13 protein-coding genes are annotated in these 19,111 nt (G+C 45.8%); 7 read left to right on the forward strand and 6 right to left on the reverse strand.

Annotated elements, in window-relative coordinates; genetic code table 11:
• The first annotated feature begins 36 nt into the window (after positions 1–36).
• Positions 37–1,053: a hypothetical protein gene (locus ACMXI2_RS10405; RefSeq protein WP_483781527.1), complete on the forward strand. Its 1,017-nt coding sequence runs from the start codon at positions 37–39 to the stop codon at positions 1,051–1,053.
• A gap of 161 nt (positions 1,054–1,214) precedes the next feature.
• Positions 1,215–1,631 (forward strand): DoxX family protein, encoded by a 417-nt coding sequence (locus tag ACMXI2_RS10410; protein ID WP_483781528.1) that lies wholly within the window; start codon positions 1,215–1,217, stop codon positions 1,629–1,631.
• An 80-nt stretch (positions 1,632–1,711) separates the two neighbouring features.
• Here ACMXI2_RS10410 and ACMXI2_RS10415 read toward each other — a convergent pair whose 3' ends face one another.
• The gene (locus ACMXI2_RS10415) at positions 1,712–2,281 is read right to left on the reverse strand and encodes an RNA polymerase sigma factor (protein WP_483781529.1); all 570 of its coding nucleotides are present in this window, start codon (positions 2,279–2,281) and stop codon (positions 1,712–1,714) included.
• Positions 2,282–2,455: 174 nt separating this feature from the next.
• On the opposite strand from ACMXI2_RS10415, the gene ACMXI2_RS10420 reads away from it, so the two are divergent.
• From ACMXI2_RS10420 to ACMXI2_RS10440, 5 genes are all read left to right on the forward strand, one after another.
• Positions 2,456–3,598 (forward strand): FecR family protein, encoded by a 1,143-nt coding sequence (locus tag ACMXI2_RS10420; RefSeq protein WP_483781530.1) that lies wholly within the window; start codon positions 2,456–2,458, stop codon positions 3,596–3,598.
• 68 nt (positions 3,599–3,666) lie between these two features.
• Positions 3,667–7,221, forward strand: a complete 3,555-nt coding sequence (locus ACMXI2_RS10425; RefSeq protein WP_483781531.1) for a SusC/RagA family TonB-linked outer membrane protein — start codon at positions 3,667–3,669, stop codon at positions 7,219–7,221.
• A 17-nt stretch (positions 7,222–7,238) separates the two neighbouring features.
• Positions 7,239–8,786 carry a RagB/SusD family nutrient uptake outer membrane protein gene (locus ACMXI2_RS10430; protein WP_483781532.1) on the forward strand — a complete coding sequence of 516 codons (1,548 nt, stop codon included), beginning with the start codon at positions 7,239–7,241 and terminating at the stop codon, positions 8,784–8,786.
• Between the two features lie 43 nt (positions 8,787–8,829).
• Positions 8,830–11,241 (forward strand): redoxin domain-containing protein, encoded by a 2,412-nt coding sequence (locus tag ACMXI2_RS10435; protein WP_483781533.1) that lies wholly within the window; start codon positions 8,830–8,832, stop codon positions 11,239–11,241.
• Between the two features lie 13 nt (positions 11,242–11,254).
• A complete protein-coding gene (locus ACMXI2_RS10440) occupies positions 11,255–14,191 on the forward strand; it encodes a M16 family metallopeptidase (RefSeq protein ID WP_483781534.1) in 2,937 nt (978 codons plus the stop codon).
• A gap of 99 nt (positions 14,192–14,290) precedes the next feature.
• On the opposite strand, the gene ACMXI2_RS10445 is transcribed toward ACMXI2_RS10440, so the two are convergent.
• The 5 genes from ACMXI2_RS10445 to ACMXI2_RS10465 form a co-directional block, all read right to left on the reverse strand.
• Complete coding sequence (locus ACMXI2_RS10445) at positions 14,291–15,055, reverse strand: DUF1223 domain-containing protein (RefSeq protein ID WP_483781535.1); 765 nt, start codon at positions 15,053–15,055, stop codon at positions 14,291–14,293.
• Between the two features lie 104 nt (positions 15,056–15,159).
• A complete protein-coding gene (locus ACMXI2_RS10450; protein ID WP_483781536.1) occupies positions 15,160–15,921 on the reverse strand; it encodes a LytR/AlgR family response regulator transcription factor in 762 nt (253 codons plus the stop codon).
• Positions 15,902–16,921 carry a sensor histidine kinase gene (locus tag ACMXI2_RS10455; RefSeq protein ID WP_483781537.1) on the reverse strand — a complete coding sequence of 340 codons (1,020 nt, stop codon included), beginning with the start codon at positions 16,919–16,921 and terminating at the stop codon, positions 15,902–15,904. The genes ACMXI2_RS10450 and ACMXI2_RS10455 overlap by 20 nt, the downstream gene beginning before the upstream one ends.
• A 69-nt stretch (positions 16,922–16,990) precedes the next feature.
• Positions 16,991–18,328, reverse strand: coding sequence for a heme-binding domain-containing protein (locus ACMXI2_RS10460; RefSeq protein ID WP_483781538.1), 1,338 nt, complete (start codon positions 18,326–18,328; stop codon positions 16,991–16,993).
• 21 nt (positions 18,329–18,349) lie between these two features.
• Positions 18,350–19,102, reverse strand: a complete 753-nt coding sequence (locus ACMXI2_RS10465; protein ID WP_483781539.1) for an alpha/beta fold hydrolase — start codon at positions 19,100–19,102, stop codon at positions 18,350–18,352.
• Positions 19,103–19,111: the final 9 nt, after the last annotated feature.

Below are 19,111 nucleotides of genomic sequence, written 5' to 3' on the forward strand. Positions count from 1 at the left end.
CCTGTAACGGTTTTTCTATAATATAATTCAATCCCTATGATTAAAGTTATCCTCAGATTTTCAGTTTTGTTATGTATATGGTTGCCAGTAAAGGCTCAAACAGGTACATATAGTACATTAAATTTCCCAAACACTTATACCAATACAATTACTACAGGGCTCTATAGTGCCAACTTCAGGTCTGGTTTTATTTACCAGAGCAGTGGCTCCATTAACTTTGGCCTGACCGGTTTAAAGGCCAGCAATTTCAGATTCCGCTGGCTGGCTCATGATAACGGGGCAATAGACTATTCAGCCGATACAGACCAGTTAATGTTGTTGGAAGGAAATGGCAACCTGAATCTGAAAGGAGCGCTCACCACTAATGGCAACATTGGTATAGGTATGGCGCCTGCTGCCGACAAGCTGGCAATAGATATGGGCGCCACGAGGGGAAGCGTAAACTTTTTGAGCGATGGGGACGCCAACGCTTACATGGATTTAAAATTCAGCATAAAAACGACAACCGGTATTGCATCCGGTAAACCCATACTCTGGGAAGCATCATTAAGGAAGGATGGTTTTTTTAGTGCAGATGTCACCGGGCCCACACTGGAATTTTATGCGCTCAGACAAGGTTCGGGATATTATGCACCGTTATTGTTCAAATCCAATGGAGATATCATCCTGGCCGGCGCTCAGAACGCCACCAACGGAAATGTAGGTATTGGTACCACCGATACAAAGGGATACAAATTAGCTGTGAATGGCGATGCAATTTTCACCAGGATAAAGGTAAAAGCCTATACCGCCTGGCCCGACTTTGTGTTTGCACCTGGTTATGATTTACCTGCTTTGTCTGAAGTAAACGCCTTTATTAAGGAACATAAACACTTGCCGGATATGCCTTCGGAAAAAGAGGTGAAAGCGGAGGGGCTGGATTTGGGAGAGATGAATAAAAAGTTATTGCAGAAGGTGGAGGAGTTGACATTGTATATTCTTAAACAGGATGCGCAATTAAAACGGCATGAACAGGAAATACAGCAACTGAAATCATCCATTAAAAAGCGTTAACCGGAGTATTCATTCTATTGATAGTTGACTCACTGAAGTGATGACCGCACTATATATTGTCTAACCAACCTTTCTATTTGTCTGCTTCACCTCGAAATACCTGGACTATCCCATCATCCTGCAACAATTTTGTGTCATTAATAACATAAACCCAAAAGATCATGACACAGAAAACAGTAACAACAATTTATTGGATAGGGACCGTACTCACTTCTATGTGGTTTGGCGCAAGCGGTTTTTTTGAGATCACCGGAAACCCGGTTGTGTGGGGAATAACACAGCAACTGGGGTATCCATCGCATTTCATTTACCTGCTTGGTATTTTTAAACTCTCCGGAGTGGCGGTTCTTTTAACGCCTGGTAAGCTGCTGCGGTTAAAGGAATGGGTGTTCGCCGGGATTTTCTTTGATATCATTTTTGCCTTTGCTTCAAAGCTGAGTGTACTTGGTTTACCGGCCACCGTAGACGCTGTTGTTGCATTTATAATGGTGAGCGTAACGTACGGGATGTTCCGGAAAATGTACCCGGGTTTAAACGGAGTGTTTCCCCGGCGTACTGGTTTTGCCAATGAGCTATAAAAACAGGATCAGGGTGTCTCGAAAATAGTGAGATACCCTCTTGTTCCGGTATCTGTTATGAACCATTAATACAATACACGTCAAAGCAACACCTGAATCATCATCATGGCTACAGCCGGTTGATAACCGTGGGCTATCAGGTAGTCCCTGATGTCGTTCAGGGCTTTCTGCAAATGATTTTTTACTGTATTACGCGATAACCCCAGGGTTATCGATATTTCATCATAATCCATTTGTTCCCGCCGGCTTAGAAGATAAACCCTGCGGGGTTGGGGAGGTAGTTGCATTACCGCTTTGTCGATAAGCGCCTGTACTCCTTTTTGCTGCACTGTTTCCGATACCCCGTCATGTTGCGTTTGTGTGCGTTTGTAGATGTCGGCCGCCAGTTTCTCATTTTCAGCGGTTTTCTTCAGCAGATTGATGGCCAGGTTTCTCGCAATCCGGAACACGTACTGGTCCATATGCTGGATGTCATGCAAGTCTTCACGCTTACGCCAGAGGATCAGGAAAAGTTCCTGCACTACCTCTTCCGCAATATAACCCGACCTGCTGAGCGCCATGATGTAATCATGCACCCGCACCAGGTATGTGTCATATAGCCGCCGGAACCGGCCGGTGTCATCTGTATTGGGTACCCCTTTTTTAATCATAATAACATATTCCGGATGGCGGCATAACAGCATCCGGATGAGGATTTTAACCTTTTTCCACTATTTAGAGTCTCTAACAGCCCATTTGGTACTAATTAAAAAAAAGTTTTTTTTCAGTTAGTACCTGATCCATTTTCCCGCCCTCTTATGTAACATGAGCCAATCTTGTATTTTATGAATCAATCAAAGCGAATCGATTATCTTTTCCGGCTTTATCTCAATGGAGAGCTTTCCCCGGTGGAATGGGAGGAATTGCGTATCCTGGTTGCTGATATCAAAGCCGATGATACGGAAACTTTGAGAACCCCTTTATCCGGTTTATGGGAGCAGGCCCGCAGGGGCGAATTACCTTCCCAGGCTCACACGTTGAACAGAGAGCAGCTTTACCAGCGGATCATACATGATAAAGGCGAAAAGAAAAAAATAATCAGAATAGCGAGCTGGCGGAACATCGCCGCTGTTGCCGCCATTGCAGGGCTTATCTTTACCGCCGGATGGCAATACTATGCGCAGCCGCTTCCGCAGCGTTCCAATCCCAGCCCGGAAGAAATTCATCCTGCATCTGCCAAAGCAATCCTTACCTTATCCGATGGTTCACAGATTATACTCGACAGCACCGCCACCGGAAAAATTGCCCAACAGGGCGCTGCCACTATTACTAATGTTAACGCGCAGCTCAGATATCAAACCGGCATTGCCGGTACTCAAACAACCAGCTACAACACTGTTACCACCGCGAGGGCAGGTCAGTACCAGCTTATTTTACCGGATGGCTCCCATGTGTGGCTGAACGCCCTTTCGTCCATCCGTTTCCCTACTTCCTTTGCCGGGAGCGAAAGAATTGTAGACATCACCGGTGAAGTATATTTTGAAGTTACAAAAGATAAATCAAAACCATTTATTGTAAGAACGAACAGGGATAAAGTAATGGTGCTCGGAACATCTTTTAATGTAAAGGATTATACAGGTGAACCGGTAAAAATCTCCCTGTTAGAGGGCGCCGTGAAAGTCAACGGAAGTACATTAAAGCCGGGAGAGGCGTACCAGAACGGACATATAACCACGACTGACCTGCTCCGTGACCTGGCCTGGAAAAACGGGCTGTTTGATTTCCAGGATAAAAAGCTGGAAGAAGTGATGCGGGAGTTATCCAGGTGGTATGACATCGAGATTGTTTATGAAAAATCCGTTCCGGATATTGAATTTGGCGGTAAGCTGGGCCGGGATCTGAACCTGGAAGAAGTATTGAGGGCATTGCAGCATTCCGGTGTGAATTTCAGCTGGAAAGGAAACCGCAGGTTGGTTGTCCGGCCCTGATACCAGTCTATGCCTATGAATGGCATTTGATGATCAATTACCAATATGAACCAAAAATCAACCAAAGTATGCAAAGAGTTGCACATCGCAGCCAGGAAGGCTATTCCCTTACCTGTGACCAGGGGCGTATTTCAAAACCAATATCAGCCAGGAAATTAGTCGTACCAGTGCTGGTATTACTTTGCCTGCTTTTTTCGGGCAAGGCTGTTTCACAAACCATCACCCATTCGGCCAAAAACCTGGAACTTACAAAGATCTTCCTGGTAATTGAAAAGCAAACGGGGTATACTTTCTTTTACAATAAGGAATTGTTGCTGAATGCCCGGCCAGTGACAGTGGATGCCGAAAATATGCCTTTAAAAGAATTTCTTGCCCTGGTCCTGGCCAACCAGCCCATTGAATTTTACATAGAGAAGAAGAGTATCATTCTGCGACGGAAAGCCGTTGAAAAGGCACAGCCGGCGCCCTCATCCGCCGTTCGTCCGATAGGAGGAAGAATAAATGACGATTCGGGAAATCCGCTGGAAGGAGCGACAGTGCTAATAAAAGGAAAAAACATAGCGGTAAGGACGGATGCCGCCGGTCATTTCACCGTCAACGCAACGGCGGGTGAACAGCTGGTCGTTTCGTTTGTAGGATACCAGGTTCGGGAACAGCCCATCACTAACGTGGATGAATATATGGACATTGTATTAACGAGATCCATTCAGCAACTGAGCGCAGTGGCTGTTAATGTTCAGACCGGGTACCAGAGTATCGCCAAAGAAAGGACCCCCGGCTCTTTTGCCGTCATTAATGGCAGGAAACTGGAAAATAAACTTCGCCCCGATCTCAAAACGGCACTGGAAGGACAGGCTGCCGGAATGGTACTTACCAAAGACGGAGAAATAGAGATCAGGGGTGTTTCCACCTTTCAACAAACCACCTCACCCCTGATTGTAGTAGATGGTTACCCTATTTCGGGAGGACTTGAATCTATTAATGTTGACAATATCGAAAGCATCACGGTACTCAAAGATGCTGTTGCTGCATCCATATATGGTTCAAGATCCTCTAATGGCGTTATTGTTGTGACCACCAAACAAGGGCAAAAAGGAACCGTACAGGTTACTTACAAAGCTAGTGGCGGTCTTACCCTGAAGCCGGACCTTTCCAAACTGAACCGCTCCGGCAGTGCCGATTACGTGGATGCGGAAATGGAACTTTATAATCAGAATCCTGTATTTTACCGCAACAACTATAACAGTAACAGGTACCTCTCGCAGGTGCAGTACCTGATGGTGGCTAAAAGTTTAAACCTCTTGTCTGCAACGGAAGCAGACGAACAGATCTCCCGCCTGAAAAACAATGATGGACTGGGCCAGCTGCAGAAATATCTTTTCCGGAGCCAGGTAACCCACCAGCACAATATTGCCCTTTCCGGTGGAAACGATAAAAGCCTTGTTTATGCCTCCGCAAAATATATTGCTAACCGTGGTAACACATTGCATACACGTGATGAAAGATTGATCATAGATATTAAGAATGACTGGAAACCATCGAAAATTATTTCAGTGCGGTTACTCTCCAATATAAATTATTCGACTTCTGAAAACCCTGTCAGAACACCCGCATCAATACTCGCCTATAATAATATTTCTACCTATGGTTTACTTCATCCCTATGACCTGGTGGTGGACCCACTCACCGGCCAGCCGCAGGATATTTTTGTTGCCACTCCCAAAAAAAGTGCCCTTTACCAACAGGAGGGGATGAAATCTATTCATTACAACCCGCTGGAAGATCTTGGGAAAGAGATGAAAAAAGTGCAAAATATAGCGTTCAGAATAGGGGGAACAATGACAGCAGCACTTGGCCGGGGATTAAGTTTAGAAGGCGGGGGAACCTGGTCGAGGGGAAATGCCATCAGCAGGGAAATTTACCGGAAGGACTCTTACCGCATGCGGCTTGGGTATAATGATGGCTTCTCCAAAACAGATCCCAGCTTACGTTATATACCGTATGGAGATGCATTGATAGAGTCGAGGGCACTTTATACTTCCTATATTTTACGTGGCCAGCTAAACTACAACCGTACTTTCGGTAAACATAATATCATTGCTATTGCAGGCACCGAAGTGATAAGAAATACGACCGATAATAATGTGTCGCCAACCCGGTTTGGGTATGATGAGCAGTCAGGTACATTTGCCCCCTTCAATTATAAGGAGTACAACGAAGGCCTTAAAAACTCAGATATGTTTGGCTCGTCACGGCCTGTATCGGCCTCCGTGGGTTCTTTATTCTTCGATGACAGCCGTTTTGCCTCCTGGTATAGCAATGCATCATACCAATATGACGACAGGTTCCTCCTGAGCGGAAGTATCCGGCTTGATCAAACCAACTTTTTTGGTACCAATCCTAAGTACCGCTATAAACCATTATGGTCCGTTGGAGGCACTTACAAACTATCAAACGAGGCATTCTTTGATGCGCAGTGGATCAGCAAACTATTTGTAAGGGGTTCCTACGGCATTAACGGATTTATTACGCTAAACTCCGGTCCGTTTCTGATCATAGAACCACAGGGCAACAGTGTGTCGCCGCTTACAGGGGATGTTCCTTACGGGATTTCTTCTCCACCCAACAACTCGCTCAGGTGGGAGAAAACGGCCACCACGAATATCGGTGCGGATGTTTCATTCCTGGAATCAAGACTGAATGTAACATTGGACTATTACCTGAGAAAAAGTACAGACCTGCTTTCACCAAATAATACTGATCCTACTTCCGGCTATACAGAACTGATGTCTAATGTAGGCGCCATAAATAATACCGGGCTGGAATTAACGCTTGAAGGAGATGTGCTGAGAAACAACCATTTCAGGTGGAACGTAATGGCAACAATGAGTCATAACCGCAATAAGGTAAAGGAGTATCATGCTAATTTTCTCAATCCCACAGATCTGGCAGCTCCGAAAGTAATTAACCGGGAAGGGTATCCGGGGCAGGCAGTATTCAGTTACAGGTATGCAGGCATAGATAACAGCGGGAATGCGCTTTACTATAATGCAGCAGGACATAAAACAGGCGCCGGAAACCTGTTGCTCGCAGACCCTGTATACAGTGGTACGCTGCGTCCCACTTTTGCATACAGCCTCATTAATACCCTCACCTTCAGAAATTTTGGGTTTTCATTTATGCTGATCGCCAAAACGGGGAACGTTATGCGCAAAGATGCATTTACAACAGGTAACTACCAGAATAAAAATGTTGCAAACCGCTGGAAGGCGCCGGGCGATGAAAAAACAGCCATCTATCCGAAGCTGAGCGCAGTTTCACTGGATGCCTATTATTTCCCCTTTACGGATATACTGATTGAACGCGCGGATTATATGAAATTAAGAGATGCCTCCGTGTCTTATACTTTCAATAAAGACAAACTGAAAAGCATGGGCATTAACAATTTAAAACTTACTGTACAAGGGCGTAATCTTTTCTTATGGGCAGCCAACAGTGATAAACTTGATCCGGAAACCGCCGGGTATAACACCAATAATGTTATCGGTGGAACACAGGAACAGGGATTTCGTACGCTTCCGTTAAGACCGGAATGCTACGTTGGACTGACTGTTATTTTTTGACCACAATGCCTTACATTATGAAGCTATCTGCTATATCTGTTATTACACTTGCCTGCTTTATGCTGTCCACCTCCTGCAATAAGTTCCTGGACGTAAAGCCCAAAGGTAAAATGATCCCCTCTGAAATCACCGGCTTTGATCATCTGCTGGATAATGAACAGATTGTTTTACAGGCCTTCCTGGATAACAACCGGGGTTCAATGCCTGGATATATGACGGACAATATTTTGTTGTCTGAAGGAATCGGTAAAATTGAGTATAAAGCAAGAAATCATCCGAACCTTGAGCGGTATTACGGTTATACATTCCGGTCTCCCTTCATTAATCCTGAGTCTGGTGATCCGTTCTGGGATATGTCTGTCTATGGCACGGTGAAATACTTCAATAATGTAATAGAAGGGATCAATGACATTATAAATGATGATAATGCTGACGAAGCCCGGAAAGTGCTGGCACAGGCTTATACCGCACGAGCCTGGGCATACTTTAATGCCACACTTATTTATGGCCCGGTGTATAAGCCAGCGGGAAATAATAGTGCAAAAACAATCCCGTATCTCACTACTACGGATGTGGGTGATGAGATGACCATGCCTGGGCTCTCTACACAAGAGGAGGTGTTTGCGAGGGTACTTGCAGATCTTCACAGCGCGCTGCCATATGCTCCCGCGGTAACAAAGCATCCTTCCCGCGCCGGTTTGCAAACGACCCAGGCGATGCTGGCATATTTTCACCTGTTCACGCAGCAATATGACAGCGTTGTTTATTATGCCAATCTTGCCTGGACGGCTGCTATTGCTTCAGGTGGGCCTGATAAAGTGTTATATGATTACAATACGCTGTCCTACGCCGACCCTTTTCTGCCACCCATGTATAGTGGTATCAGTAGTCCGGATAACCGCATAAACCTGCCCACAAGCAGGGAAATACTGTTTTTCAGAACCACGGATGAAACAGTGGGAACATCCCCCTATTCTTATCCATCTCCCGATTTCATAGCCTTGTTTGATCAGTCAACAGATCTGCGGTTCAGATATTTCCTGGCCACAGATATGGGGTACCAGACTTCGTTCAACAATGTTTCCTATAATGATGGAGAACAGCTGCAATACTACCGGGGACTTCAGGTAATCGCGGGTACCCCGAAATTTCAGATGACATCAGGATTCAGTTATCCTGAGCTGCTGCTGATGAGGGCAGAAGGATATGCAAGAACAGGCCGGCTGGTTGCCGCCTTGGAAGATTTGAATCTTTTGCGGAGGCGCCGGTTTGTAACCGGAACTCCCGATCTGGCTATGCCTGTATCCCAGGACGAAGTGATCGGCCTGGTATTGGATGAGCGCCGGCGTGAACTGCCTTTAGGACATCTTAAGCGTTTCCTGGATCTGAAAAGGTTTTCCCTGGAACCCGGTAAACCCTGGGCAAAAACGAAGGTCGTTCACCAGGTAGGTAATGAGCGATTCGAGGGAATCATTGATTCTCCTGCATTTATATTTCCCATTGTGAACCCGGTGCTCAGGTTTAATAAACAGTGGAACATTCCGCTTGATAACAGGCCCTATTAAACCAGTTCCTATTCCGTCAATTAATTTTTTAAATGATAAAAAAATGAGAGTCTTCAGCAACAGAATGATCAGTATTACGGTGTTTTTTTCTATATGCTTCCTGGCCGGCGTCCATGCGCAGGAAATGGTAACAATAAAAGGTAACATAAAGGGGGATACAAAAGGATATAATAAGATTTATTCCTTCGGAAAAGATACGAACAGTGATTCTGCCACCATAGCGGATGGCATGTTTAAATTCAGCATGCCTTTCAGTAAACCTTTTTATCAGCAATTCCATTTGGAATACAGCGCCAGGTCCCGGCGTGGTTATGCCATGTTTGGCCTGCTGATAGACAGGCCCGGCACCATCTACATTAAAGATGTTGATATTGAAAAAGGGATGGGCAGCGGGAAAGTATCCGGTATGGTTTCCGCAACAGATTACCTGAAATTTCACAAGGAACTGGCGGAGGCTACGGAGGCCTTTAACAAAACGAAAGCCGAAAAAGAACCAGGTGCAGCCACCGCAGCGGCAGCCCCGGCGATGGCCCCCGCTAGTGGCGCCACTGCCGCCGCCGCTCCCGCTGTTACAGCCGCTGCGGCTATGCCGCCAGGCAAAGCCTCTTCCGCAGGTACATCCAGTGCTCCACCGTCTTCCGGCGGATTCAAACCCGCTCCCGGTACTAAATTTGACAAAAACGATGCAGTGGCTCCGGTTAAATCGGGGTACACAAGAAATGCAGATCCGGAGTATAAAAAGATGCTGGCGGAATTTTTTGAGCGGTTCGTTAAAGCCCATGCAGATAGTTATGTATCAGCTTACGTGCTTGATATTTTCCGGGAAGAACTGAATCCCGGAGATCTGAACAGGATCCATGCCCTGCTCTCCAATAATATGCAGCGGTCGGTTGCCGGTAAAGGAGTAACCGATTACCTTGCCGGGTTAAATAATTCCAAGGAAGGACAGTTTGTAGAGGACTTCACACTGGAAACGCCGGACGCCAAAAATATACGTTTCAGCGATCTTAAAGGAAAGTATGTATTAATTGATTTCTGGGCAAGCTGGTGTGGTCCATGTAAGGCATCTTTTCCTCACCTGAAGGAAGTATACCAGAAATATAAAGGAGATAAATTCGAAATCTATAGTATTTCGATCGACAAGAACAAGGAAGCATGGCTGAAAGAATCAGGAAAGCAACAGCTGCCCTGGTTGCAAACGCTTGACACCAAGAACGTTGCTGGAAAGAGTTTTGCTGTTACAGCCGTACCTATGACCTATCTTATAGGCCCGGATGGAAGGATCATAATGAAAGCAGTGGGTTTCGATCCCACAGGTAAAAGCCCGATAGAAAAACAGCTGGATGAACTTTTCGGGAAGAGCACCAGCGCAGTTTCCTTTAACATCAGCGGTGAAATTGATGACCTGAAAGAACCCGCAAAAGTAGTGCTCCGGTTTAGGAAAGGTGATAAAGCCTATTCTGATACAGTACCATTGCTGGGCGGAAAATTTTCCCTGAAAGGCACCTGCGAAAAGCCGGATGTCAGTATGTTGTATATCGTTAAGGAAAGTGATGATCCAAGGATACGGATAGCTATGGGATATGACGGCGGTATTAAGGGAAGAGATGGTATTGCCCTTTATCTCGATCAGGGAAATATCAAAATAAAGGGAACCACGTTAAAAAATGCCACCATAACAGGTTCTGCTTCGCACAATGATTTTCTTGCCCTGCAACAGACGTTACAGCCGGTGTATGCCAGGCTTAATGCTATTGAGGAAGAAATGGGCAAGCTTCCTGCCGATCAGAGGAACGGCCCCGAATTTATTAAATTAAGAGATCAGATCAGGGCTATTTTCCCGGAAATGCAGCCGCTTGAAACAGCCTTCATCAGGTCACACAGGAATTCCTATGTCAGCTGGAACCTGGTTGCAGACAGGAACGTAGTAGGCAACGCTGCTGAATACAAACAATTGGTGTATAGTTTTGGCCCGGAATTTCTTAATACAGCTGATGGCAAAAGAGTTATTGAACGGATGAATATCTCCGTCAGAACTGCCGTTGGACAACCAGCGCCGGATTTTGCGCAGCATAACACGGATGGTAAACCGGTAACCTTATCTTCCTTTAAAGGAAAATATTTATTGCTTGATTTCTGGGCAAGCTGGTGTGGTCCCTGCCGGGCGGAAAACCCGAACCTCGTGAAGTCATACCATAAATTCAGGGATAAAGGTTTTGAAATACTGGCAGTATCTATCGATGACAAAAAAGAAGCCTGGCTCAAAGCCATTACGGAAGATCAGCTTCCATGGGTGCATGTAAGCGACCTGAAAGGACAACAGAACGAAGCCGGCCTGTTATATAACATACTGGCGGTGCCGCAGAATTTCCTGCTGGATAAAAACGGTGTCATCATCGCAAGAAATCTGCGTGGTGAGGAACTGGAAAAGAAGCTTTCTGAAATATTGAATTAAAAGCCTTTTATTTATGCTGTTACGATTGATAGCAGGGAGCCTCCTTTGCCTGCAGGCTTCCTGCGTTTTTGCACAAGTGGATTTTCGATGGAAAGAAAGTTCCGCTGCGGGACACAAGTACCGGTATGTTACCGGCGATCCGCTGAGGGCCCGGTTCTATACTCTCAAGAATGGGCTTACCGTTATTCTTAGCGTAAATAATAAACAACCAAGGATTCAGACTCTGATGGGAGTGAGGTCAGGAAGCAATAGCGATCCCAAAGAACATACGGGCCTGGCCCACTATCTGGAACACCTGTTGTTTAAAGGAACGGATTCATATGGATCCCTTGATCCGGCTAAGGAAAAAGTATATATAGACAGAATTGAACAGTTGTATGAGCAATATGGTAAAACAACCGATCCTTTACTGCGTACCGCTATATATCATGAAATAGACAGCGTTTCCGGGATTGCAGCGAAATACGCCATTCCAAACGAATATAGTAAAATGATGAGCATGATTGGTTCAAAAGGAACCAATGCCTATACTACCGTGGAGGAAACCGTATATAAGGAAGATATTCCTGCCCACGCATTGGATAGGTACCTGGCTATACAGGCGGAGCGCTTCAGGAACCCGGTATTCCGGTTATTTCATACGGAACTGGAAGCTGTGTACGAAGAGAAAAATATTGCATTGGGAAAGGATCAGAACCGGGTGTGGGAAACGATGATGTCTGCAGTATTTCCAACTCATAACTACGGTCAGCAAACCACACTTGGCACAACGGCGCATCTCAAAAATCCTTCGTTGACAGCGATCCGCGAATTTTATAATACGCATTATGTGCCCAATAATATGGTGTTGGTAATGACGGGGGATTTAGATCCGGATGAAGCGATCCTGAAAATAGCGCGCGCTTTCGGCTATATGGTTCCCAAACCCTTAAAGGAATATAAGGGGCCCGTGGAATTGCCGATCCAGGCGCCGGTGGAAAAGGAAGTAACAGGTCCGGATCCTGAATCCGTAATGCTCACTTTCCGGTTGCCAGGGGCGGCAGACATTACCTCTGGCGCTATCCGGCAGGTGATTTTACAGCTGCTGTCTAACGGAAAAACCGGCCTGATAGATGTTAACCTGCTTAAGCAGCAAAAGGTATTGCACGCCGGGGCCTTCGAGTATCCGCTAAGGGATTATTCTTTATTGATGCTTTTTGGAGTAGGGCGGGGGCAATCACCCGGACAACTAAAAGACATATTACTGTCCCAGATTGATCTGCTCCGTAAGGGAGCGTTTGATGATCTGATGATAAAATCCATCGTGAGTAATTATAAGCTATCTCTATTGAATAGTTTCGATGATAATATGGAACGTGCTTCTGTATTGCTGAAATCCTTCATGGCAGACAGATGCAGCGGGTGGGACAAAACAGTTGGTATCACTGCGCACATGTCTGTACTCACCAGGTCGGATATCATGAAGTATATGAATCAGTATGCCGGTGAAAACAATTACGTGGCAGTATATAAAAAGCAGGGATACGCCGGTGACCTGGTAAAGGTGGAAAAACCGGTAATCACGCCTGTTTCCATTAACCGCGACACCAGTTCTTTATTCCTTAGGAGGATTGCAGGGATGCCGGCGCCAACGGGCAAACCACACTGGACGGATTATCATAAACAAATCAGTAAAGCGAACATTGGGCCGGCAGAGGTGCTGTATGTTCAAAACAAGGATAACGATCTGTTCCGGTTGCATTACCAGTTTGATATGGGGAAATGGAATAAAAAAGAACTGGAAATTGCGGCTGCATATCTTGGGTTTTTAGGAACAGATTCGCTTACCGGGCAACAGATCAGTCAATCTTTTTATAACCTGGCCTGCAACTTTGAGATCAATACCGGAACAGATAATATGACGATCACCATTACTGGTTTGGAAGAGAACTTTACCAGAGCTGTGTCATTATTTGAAGACCTGATCAGGAATTGCAGAGGAAATAAAGTGGCACTGGAAAATATGAAGACGGGATTACTAAAAGCAAGGACAGACAAGCGGTCCAGTAAACAGTCAATTGCCGAAGGATTGAGACAGTATGCCATATACGGATCCAGGAACCCGTTTAATACCCAGCTTTCTGCATCATCTATCCAGGCGCTTGACAGCGGGCAGTTGGTTAGTTTTCTGCACGAACTGTTTGGCTATGAACACCGCGTTATTTATTATGGTCCGCAACCATTACCGTCATTTTTGGCGCGTATCAAGCCACTGCATCCATTGCCGGCTTCCCTGAAACCTGTTCCGGCGCCGGCGCTTTTTGAAAAGCAAACCATCAAAAATAATATAGTCTTATTCTTTCCATACGAAATGGCACAGGCAGAAATTTCATGGATCAACAATGGTAATAAGTACAACGTTGACAACAGCGCCCTGATTGATCTGTTCAACAATTATTTCGGGAGAGGCATGGAATCCCTGGTGTTTCAAACAATACGTGAATCCAAAGCGCTGGCCTATTCAGCAAATGCTGTTTATGAGTCGCCTGCTACAAGGGATGGCCGTTATAGCCTGTTGGCTTATGTGGGTACCCAGGTGGATAAACTGAAGGATGCTGCGGCCGCAATGGATCAATTACTGGAAAGTCTGCCCGAATCGGAAACTGCATTGACGGCAATCAAGGAAAATATGCGGAAATCCCTGGCCAGTTCCCGTCTTTCGCAAGATGCCGTGGTTTTTGATTACCTGAGAGCAAAAAAACTCGGTATCAATGAAGACATACGGAAGGTGGTGTATAACAAAATTGACGATGTAACGTTTAACGAGCTGGAGAAATTTCACCGGCAAAATATTTCCGGAAAGCCATACATATATACAGTTTTAGGGCCTTCGGGGAAAATTGATCCCGGTGATCTGAAACGGTTAGGCGATGTAAAGCAGTTGACGCCTGAAGAGCTTTTTGGTTACTGAACAGCCGGATTAATCAAATGTCATATTAGTAAAAGAAATGAAGACGCCTCAGTTATTTTTGAGACGCCTTTATTTCTTTTTGACGGGCTACCGGCCGTATTACAAGATAGCCCGCGTTGCCGCTTTAATAGCTCCTGTCTTCGAATTTTGCATCATACCAATCAGTTCCCACGCCTGCGTATTAAAGTCGCAGGGTAAACTGATCTGCGCCGTGCCCTGGCTACTGGTTCCCAGGTCAAACGTGCGGAGATCGCGCACAATCTGTACATGTGAAAGCATGCGTCCTTCGTTCTCACCTCTCTCTATTTTACTCACGGCATTTTTTTGTACTACGGCTATAAGCAGTTTGCTTTTACTCGCATCGCCTGTAACCTCATACGCAATATTGGCTTTACCGGATTGCAGCTGCGCCTTGATGTTCAGGGTTTCTTCAGCGGGGCCGGCCAGTGCGTTTGCCATTGCATTGGTTACAGCTGCTTCATCTGATCCTATGCAGGATGATTTACCATTAATCACCAGCTGCGGGGTATATACCTGGCTGTTTAACTGTTGACTGTACTGATATTGGCGCTTTGAGTACCGGGGATCGCTGAAGATATCTTTCCAGCCCAGCCGGTTCCAGTAATCCACATGGTACGCCAGTATGTAAATGGGTTTATTCCCGGCTTCCTGTTGAATACGGGCCAGCAGCGCATCAGCGGGTGGGCAACTGGAGCATCCTTCCGAGGTAAACAATTCCAGCACAGCAAATCCATTGCCGGTATGAACGGGTTGCGCTGAAGTGGCACGCTGGTTTGCAAATACCGCAGAAAATAATGTGAGTGCAATTACGGCGCCTATCGCCGTTATCAGTATTAGTTTCATCTTTTGAATTTTAGTTAATTCAAAAGTACCGGCAGGTGGCGGCATACGTAAGCAAAAAAGCCGCCAGGTAGACATTTTCAGCTTTCAACCGGGAGAGAATAACGCTAACGTTCCTCCATCCAGCTAAGAAAGCTGTGAGATTTTTCTTTATTTACAAGCAGTTTATCCGGTGTTTCAATCACCAGCCTGACGTATAGTTTACGGAGAAAATAAGGTTCCACTTCTTTGATGGCCTTGAAATTAATGAGGTACTGGCGGTTAAGCCGGAAAAACTGCAGGGAAGACACCGACTGGGTTATCTGATCAAGCGACTGGCTGATCACATACTGCTGTTTATCAAAACACATTATCCAGGTGGCATCATGGCGTATATAGAAGAAGGCAATGTCTTCCACATTAATAGTCCTGTACTTCTGGTTTTGAAAGATGAGGAAACTGGTTTTACCGCCGGAAGGAGCCAGTTTTGAAAGCAGATCACCAAGATCAGGAATTGTTTTCTGCTGAAAGAAATTTTTCAGTTCATCCACCTTCCTGAGCGCCTCCTGTATATCCTGTTTGGAAAAGGGTTTCAGTACATAATCTACGCCATTATTTTTAAAAGCATCGAGGGTATATTCATCATAAGCCGTGCAAAAGATTACCGGGCAGGTGATCTTTACCGATTTAAATATTTCAAAACAAAGTCCGTCGGCGAGCTGGATATCCATAAAGATCAGGTCGGGCATTACGCCTTCAGACAGGGCACTGACGGAACTTGCCACGCTTTGGTACTGCCCCATGATTTTAGCGCCGGGTTTTAATCCCAGTATAATATTTGCGAGCGACTTGGCTGTTTTAAGTTCGTCTTCAACGATGATGATGTTCATGAATAAGCGGAAGTTTGATTTGAAAAACTTTTTCGTTTCCAATAATATCGATATGCCGGTTCAGCAGATGCTGATATCTCAGGTCAATATTTTTAAGACCCACACCCAGCGAATTTTGTTCCCCCGTTTTCTGCTGGACCTGGTTCTCCACCACTATCCGGTCATCTTCTTCATATATCCTGATATGTAACGGCTTTTCCAGGGAAACGATATTGTGTTTGATACAATTTTCAACGAGCAGCTGCAGCGTGAAAGGAGGAATAAGCGTTTTCAGTGTGTTGGAGCTAAGCGTATTCTCAAAAGTAAAGCCATCCTCAAACCTTGCTTTTTGAAGAAAGAGATAAGCGTTGAGAATGTCCATTTCTTCACTGACATGAATAAGATCGAGTTTACGGCTTTCGAGCGTAAACCGGTAGAAATTGGATAGCTTGATGATGAAGTCGACCGCGTCCTGTTCCCCGCTTTCCACCATCGCCTTCAGGGTATTCAGGCTGTTGAAGAGGAAATGGGGATTAACCTGCTGCTTCAGTAGTTCATACTGCGCACTGAGATTATCACTTTTGATACGTTCCAGTTCCATCGTCACGTGCTGGTTTTCATAATTCTGCTGCAGCAGGTGCAGGAACATATAAAATACCAGGTTGATCAGGATACCTCTTACTTCCACCATCAGCATAACCGGTCCAAAATTGATGTGAGACAGGATCAGTTGCTGAATATAGGCAAGGCCCAGCATTACTACCAGGCCAAATAACAGGCTGCTTATCAGTTTTGCATACGAAATGCTTTGCTTTCGCGGGCTATCATCCTGCCGGGACAGCATGAAAATATTGAAGTACCACATCAGCACGGCGAAGGTGGCTGTAATACCGGCATTAACAGCTGCTTCCGCCAAATGAAAATGATGCTCGGCAATTTGTGGCACGGAAGACAACAGCCCTAGAACAATGGAGCTGACCCATATGGTTGCCTGAGATATTTTAAACCCTGGTTTTTTCATCTGTTGGAAGTCAATCTAATGGCAATAAAAATATTGATTTTTAATTTATCATCAGGAAAAGTTAAAGTATCAGGGGAAAACAGATGGTTTGTGAGAAAATATAGAGTTGATCCGGGCTGCCGGACTTACTTTATCACCAGCATTACCGGTTGGCCACCGGCCGCGTTCCAGCTTATAGGTCAGGTTGTCTGCTACGCCCGGATGCGAGGCTGTGACCACCGTTTCAACGTTTTGCACATCGCCATTGATATAACTGCCAAACCAGTATTTATTATCGGCCTGTTTGTAAGTAACGAGCTGGAATATCTCGCCGGGAACATGCGTTTTGTAACCGGTAAGCGCACTTTGTTGCGCGGAGGTGTTGCCGTACAATACAGACATGCTTTGTTGCTGCCTGTTAGCAAACGATGTGATCACGTGCAGGTTTCCTGCATCAAACATCTCCCGCTTACGTTCCTTGTCAGCTAACGGCAGGTTGAATATATAATCATTTCCGCTGGCTATTTTATGGCAATTGAAACAGGTGGTATTAAACAGGGGTGTGGCGCCCTGGGGTTTAAGCGCTGTTCCGTTAAATTTTGCAAAACCCCAGCCTTTACTATCGGCGAAGCGCTCGTTGTTTTTGGTCATGATCTGCACGCTGTTTAAAGACCCGGCAGCGATGTCGCCATTCCTTTCCTCAATGCTGTTCCAGACCACTTTTACAATGGTGCTGCCTTCCGGAAAAGGATTGATCTGATTTTCCCTGAGGGCTTTTGCCGCAATGGCGTTGCCATACACCACCCGTATACTGTGGTTGTCAAACCGGTTGGTGGTGCTGATCACCTGCCACTCCCGGTAACCGGGTATATACGCTACTCCATTCGCAGCAACGGGGTTTCCGGCTGCCGGGAGTGACTGTTGTTGGAATTGCCGGAATTCCTGTGCGGCTTCATTGATAATTGTGGAGTCGTGATAGGTTGAAGGGCTGATATTCGTCACATATTCTTTTAAAACAGTGATATCCTTTGCAGAAAGCCTGGACCGGGGATGCACGGCCGCATAAGTGGCTAATGGCATTTTTCCTGTCAGCACCATATTCACCATTTCCCACAGGCGTCCCTGCTGGTCGGCAGGGGAGAGCGTGTCCCAGGTCGACAAATTAAACCGGGACCTTGCTGCTGTAACATCTGCGGATACCAGCCATGAAACCGGTGCAATGTGATCATACCAGCTGAATTTTGTTTCATTGGAATGGCAATCGTAACAGGCGCGTTGAAGGATTGCCAGTACTTCATCCGGCGCTTTTATGGGGGCTGTTACCGGGTGGTTTTGAACCGGCTGCCCGATGAATTGTATGCCGGTTACCATCAAAATAAACAGGGCTGTTACCAGGACTGATTTCTTTTTTAGGGTAGCCAATTTCATAAATTATTTTTTTTCTGAGAATTAATAACTATTCGCTTCCATGATGGCCTTTGAAAACGCTTCCGGCGCTTCCTGCGGAAGATTATGGCCTGCTCCTTTGATGATATGGTGTACATGTTTGCCTGTAAACATGCGGGCATACGCGGAACCATCACCGGCAGGAACCACGCCATCTGAGTCGCCATCCAAAGTAACCGATGGAACAGTAATGACAGGCGTTGCGGCCAGTTGTTTTTCAATGGCATCGTATTGTTTTTCACCGGGTTCTATGCCCAACCGCCAGTGGTAGTTGTGGATTACAATGGAAACGTAATCCGGGTTGTTAAAGGAGGCTGCGGACAGGTTATAAGTAGTATCGTCAAAATCCCATTCCGGAGAAACATTTTTCCAGATCAGTTTGTTGAAGTCGTGCCAATTGGCGGCAGCCAGGAACTGCGTGGTTCCATGACCACGTAAGTGGGGCACAATCACCCGGTAGCCCTCAGCAGCCAGTATAGCAGCTACCTTTGCGTAGCTGTGAATATCATAAGGCCATCCGTGCAGGAGGATAACCGGTTGGCCATTTGCGGGGCCGGCTTCAGCATAGCCAACATCAAGTAGTCCGGCCCAGATCTGTTTGATCTCCTGACAGGATGCGGGAGTTTGGCAGCTCTTTTTATCCCTGCGTCCTGTTGCGGCCAATGCCTGCAGGGGTGATAGTTTGGTGGCTGCAAAAGTTAAGGCAGCTGCGCTTAAAAAATGTCTGCGGTTAAATTTTTTTGTCGGTTCCATCATGCTTTCCTG

This window comes from Chitinophaga sp. G7 BAM 1005 (assembly GCF_057126945.1).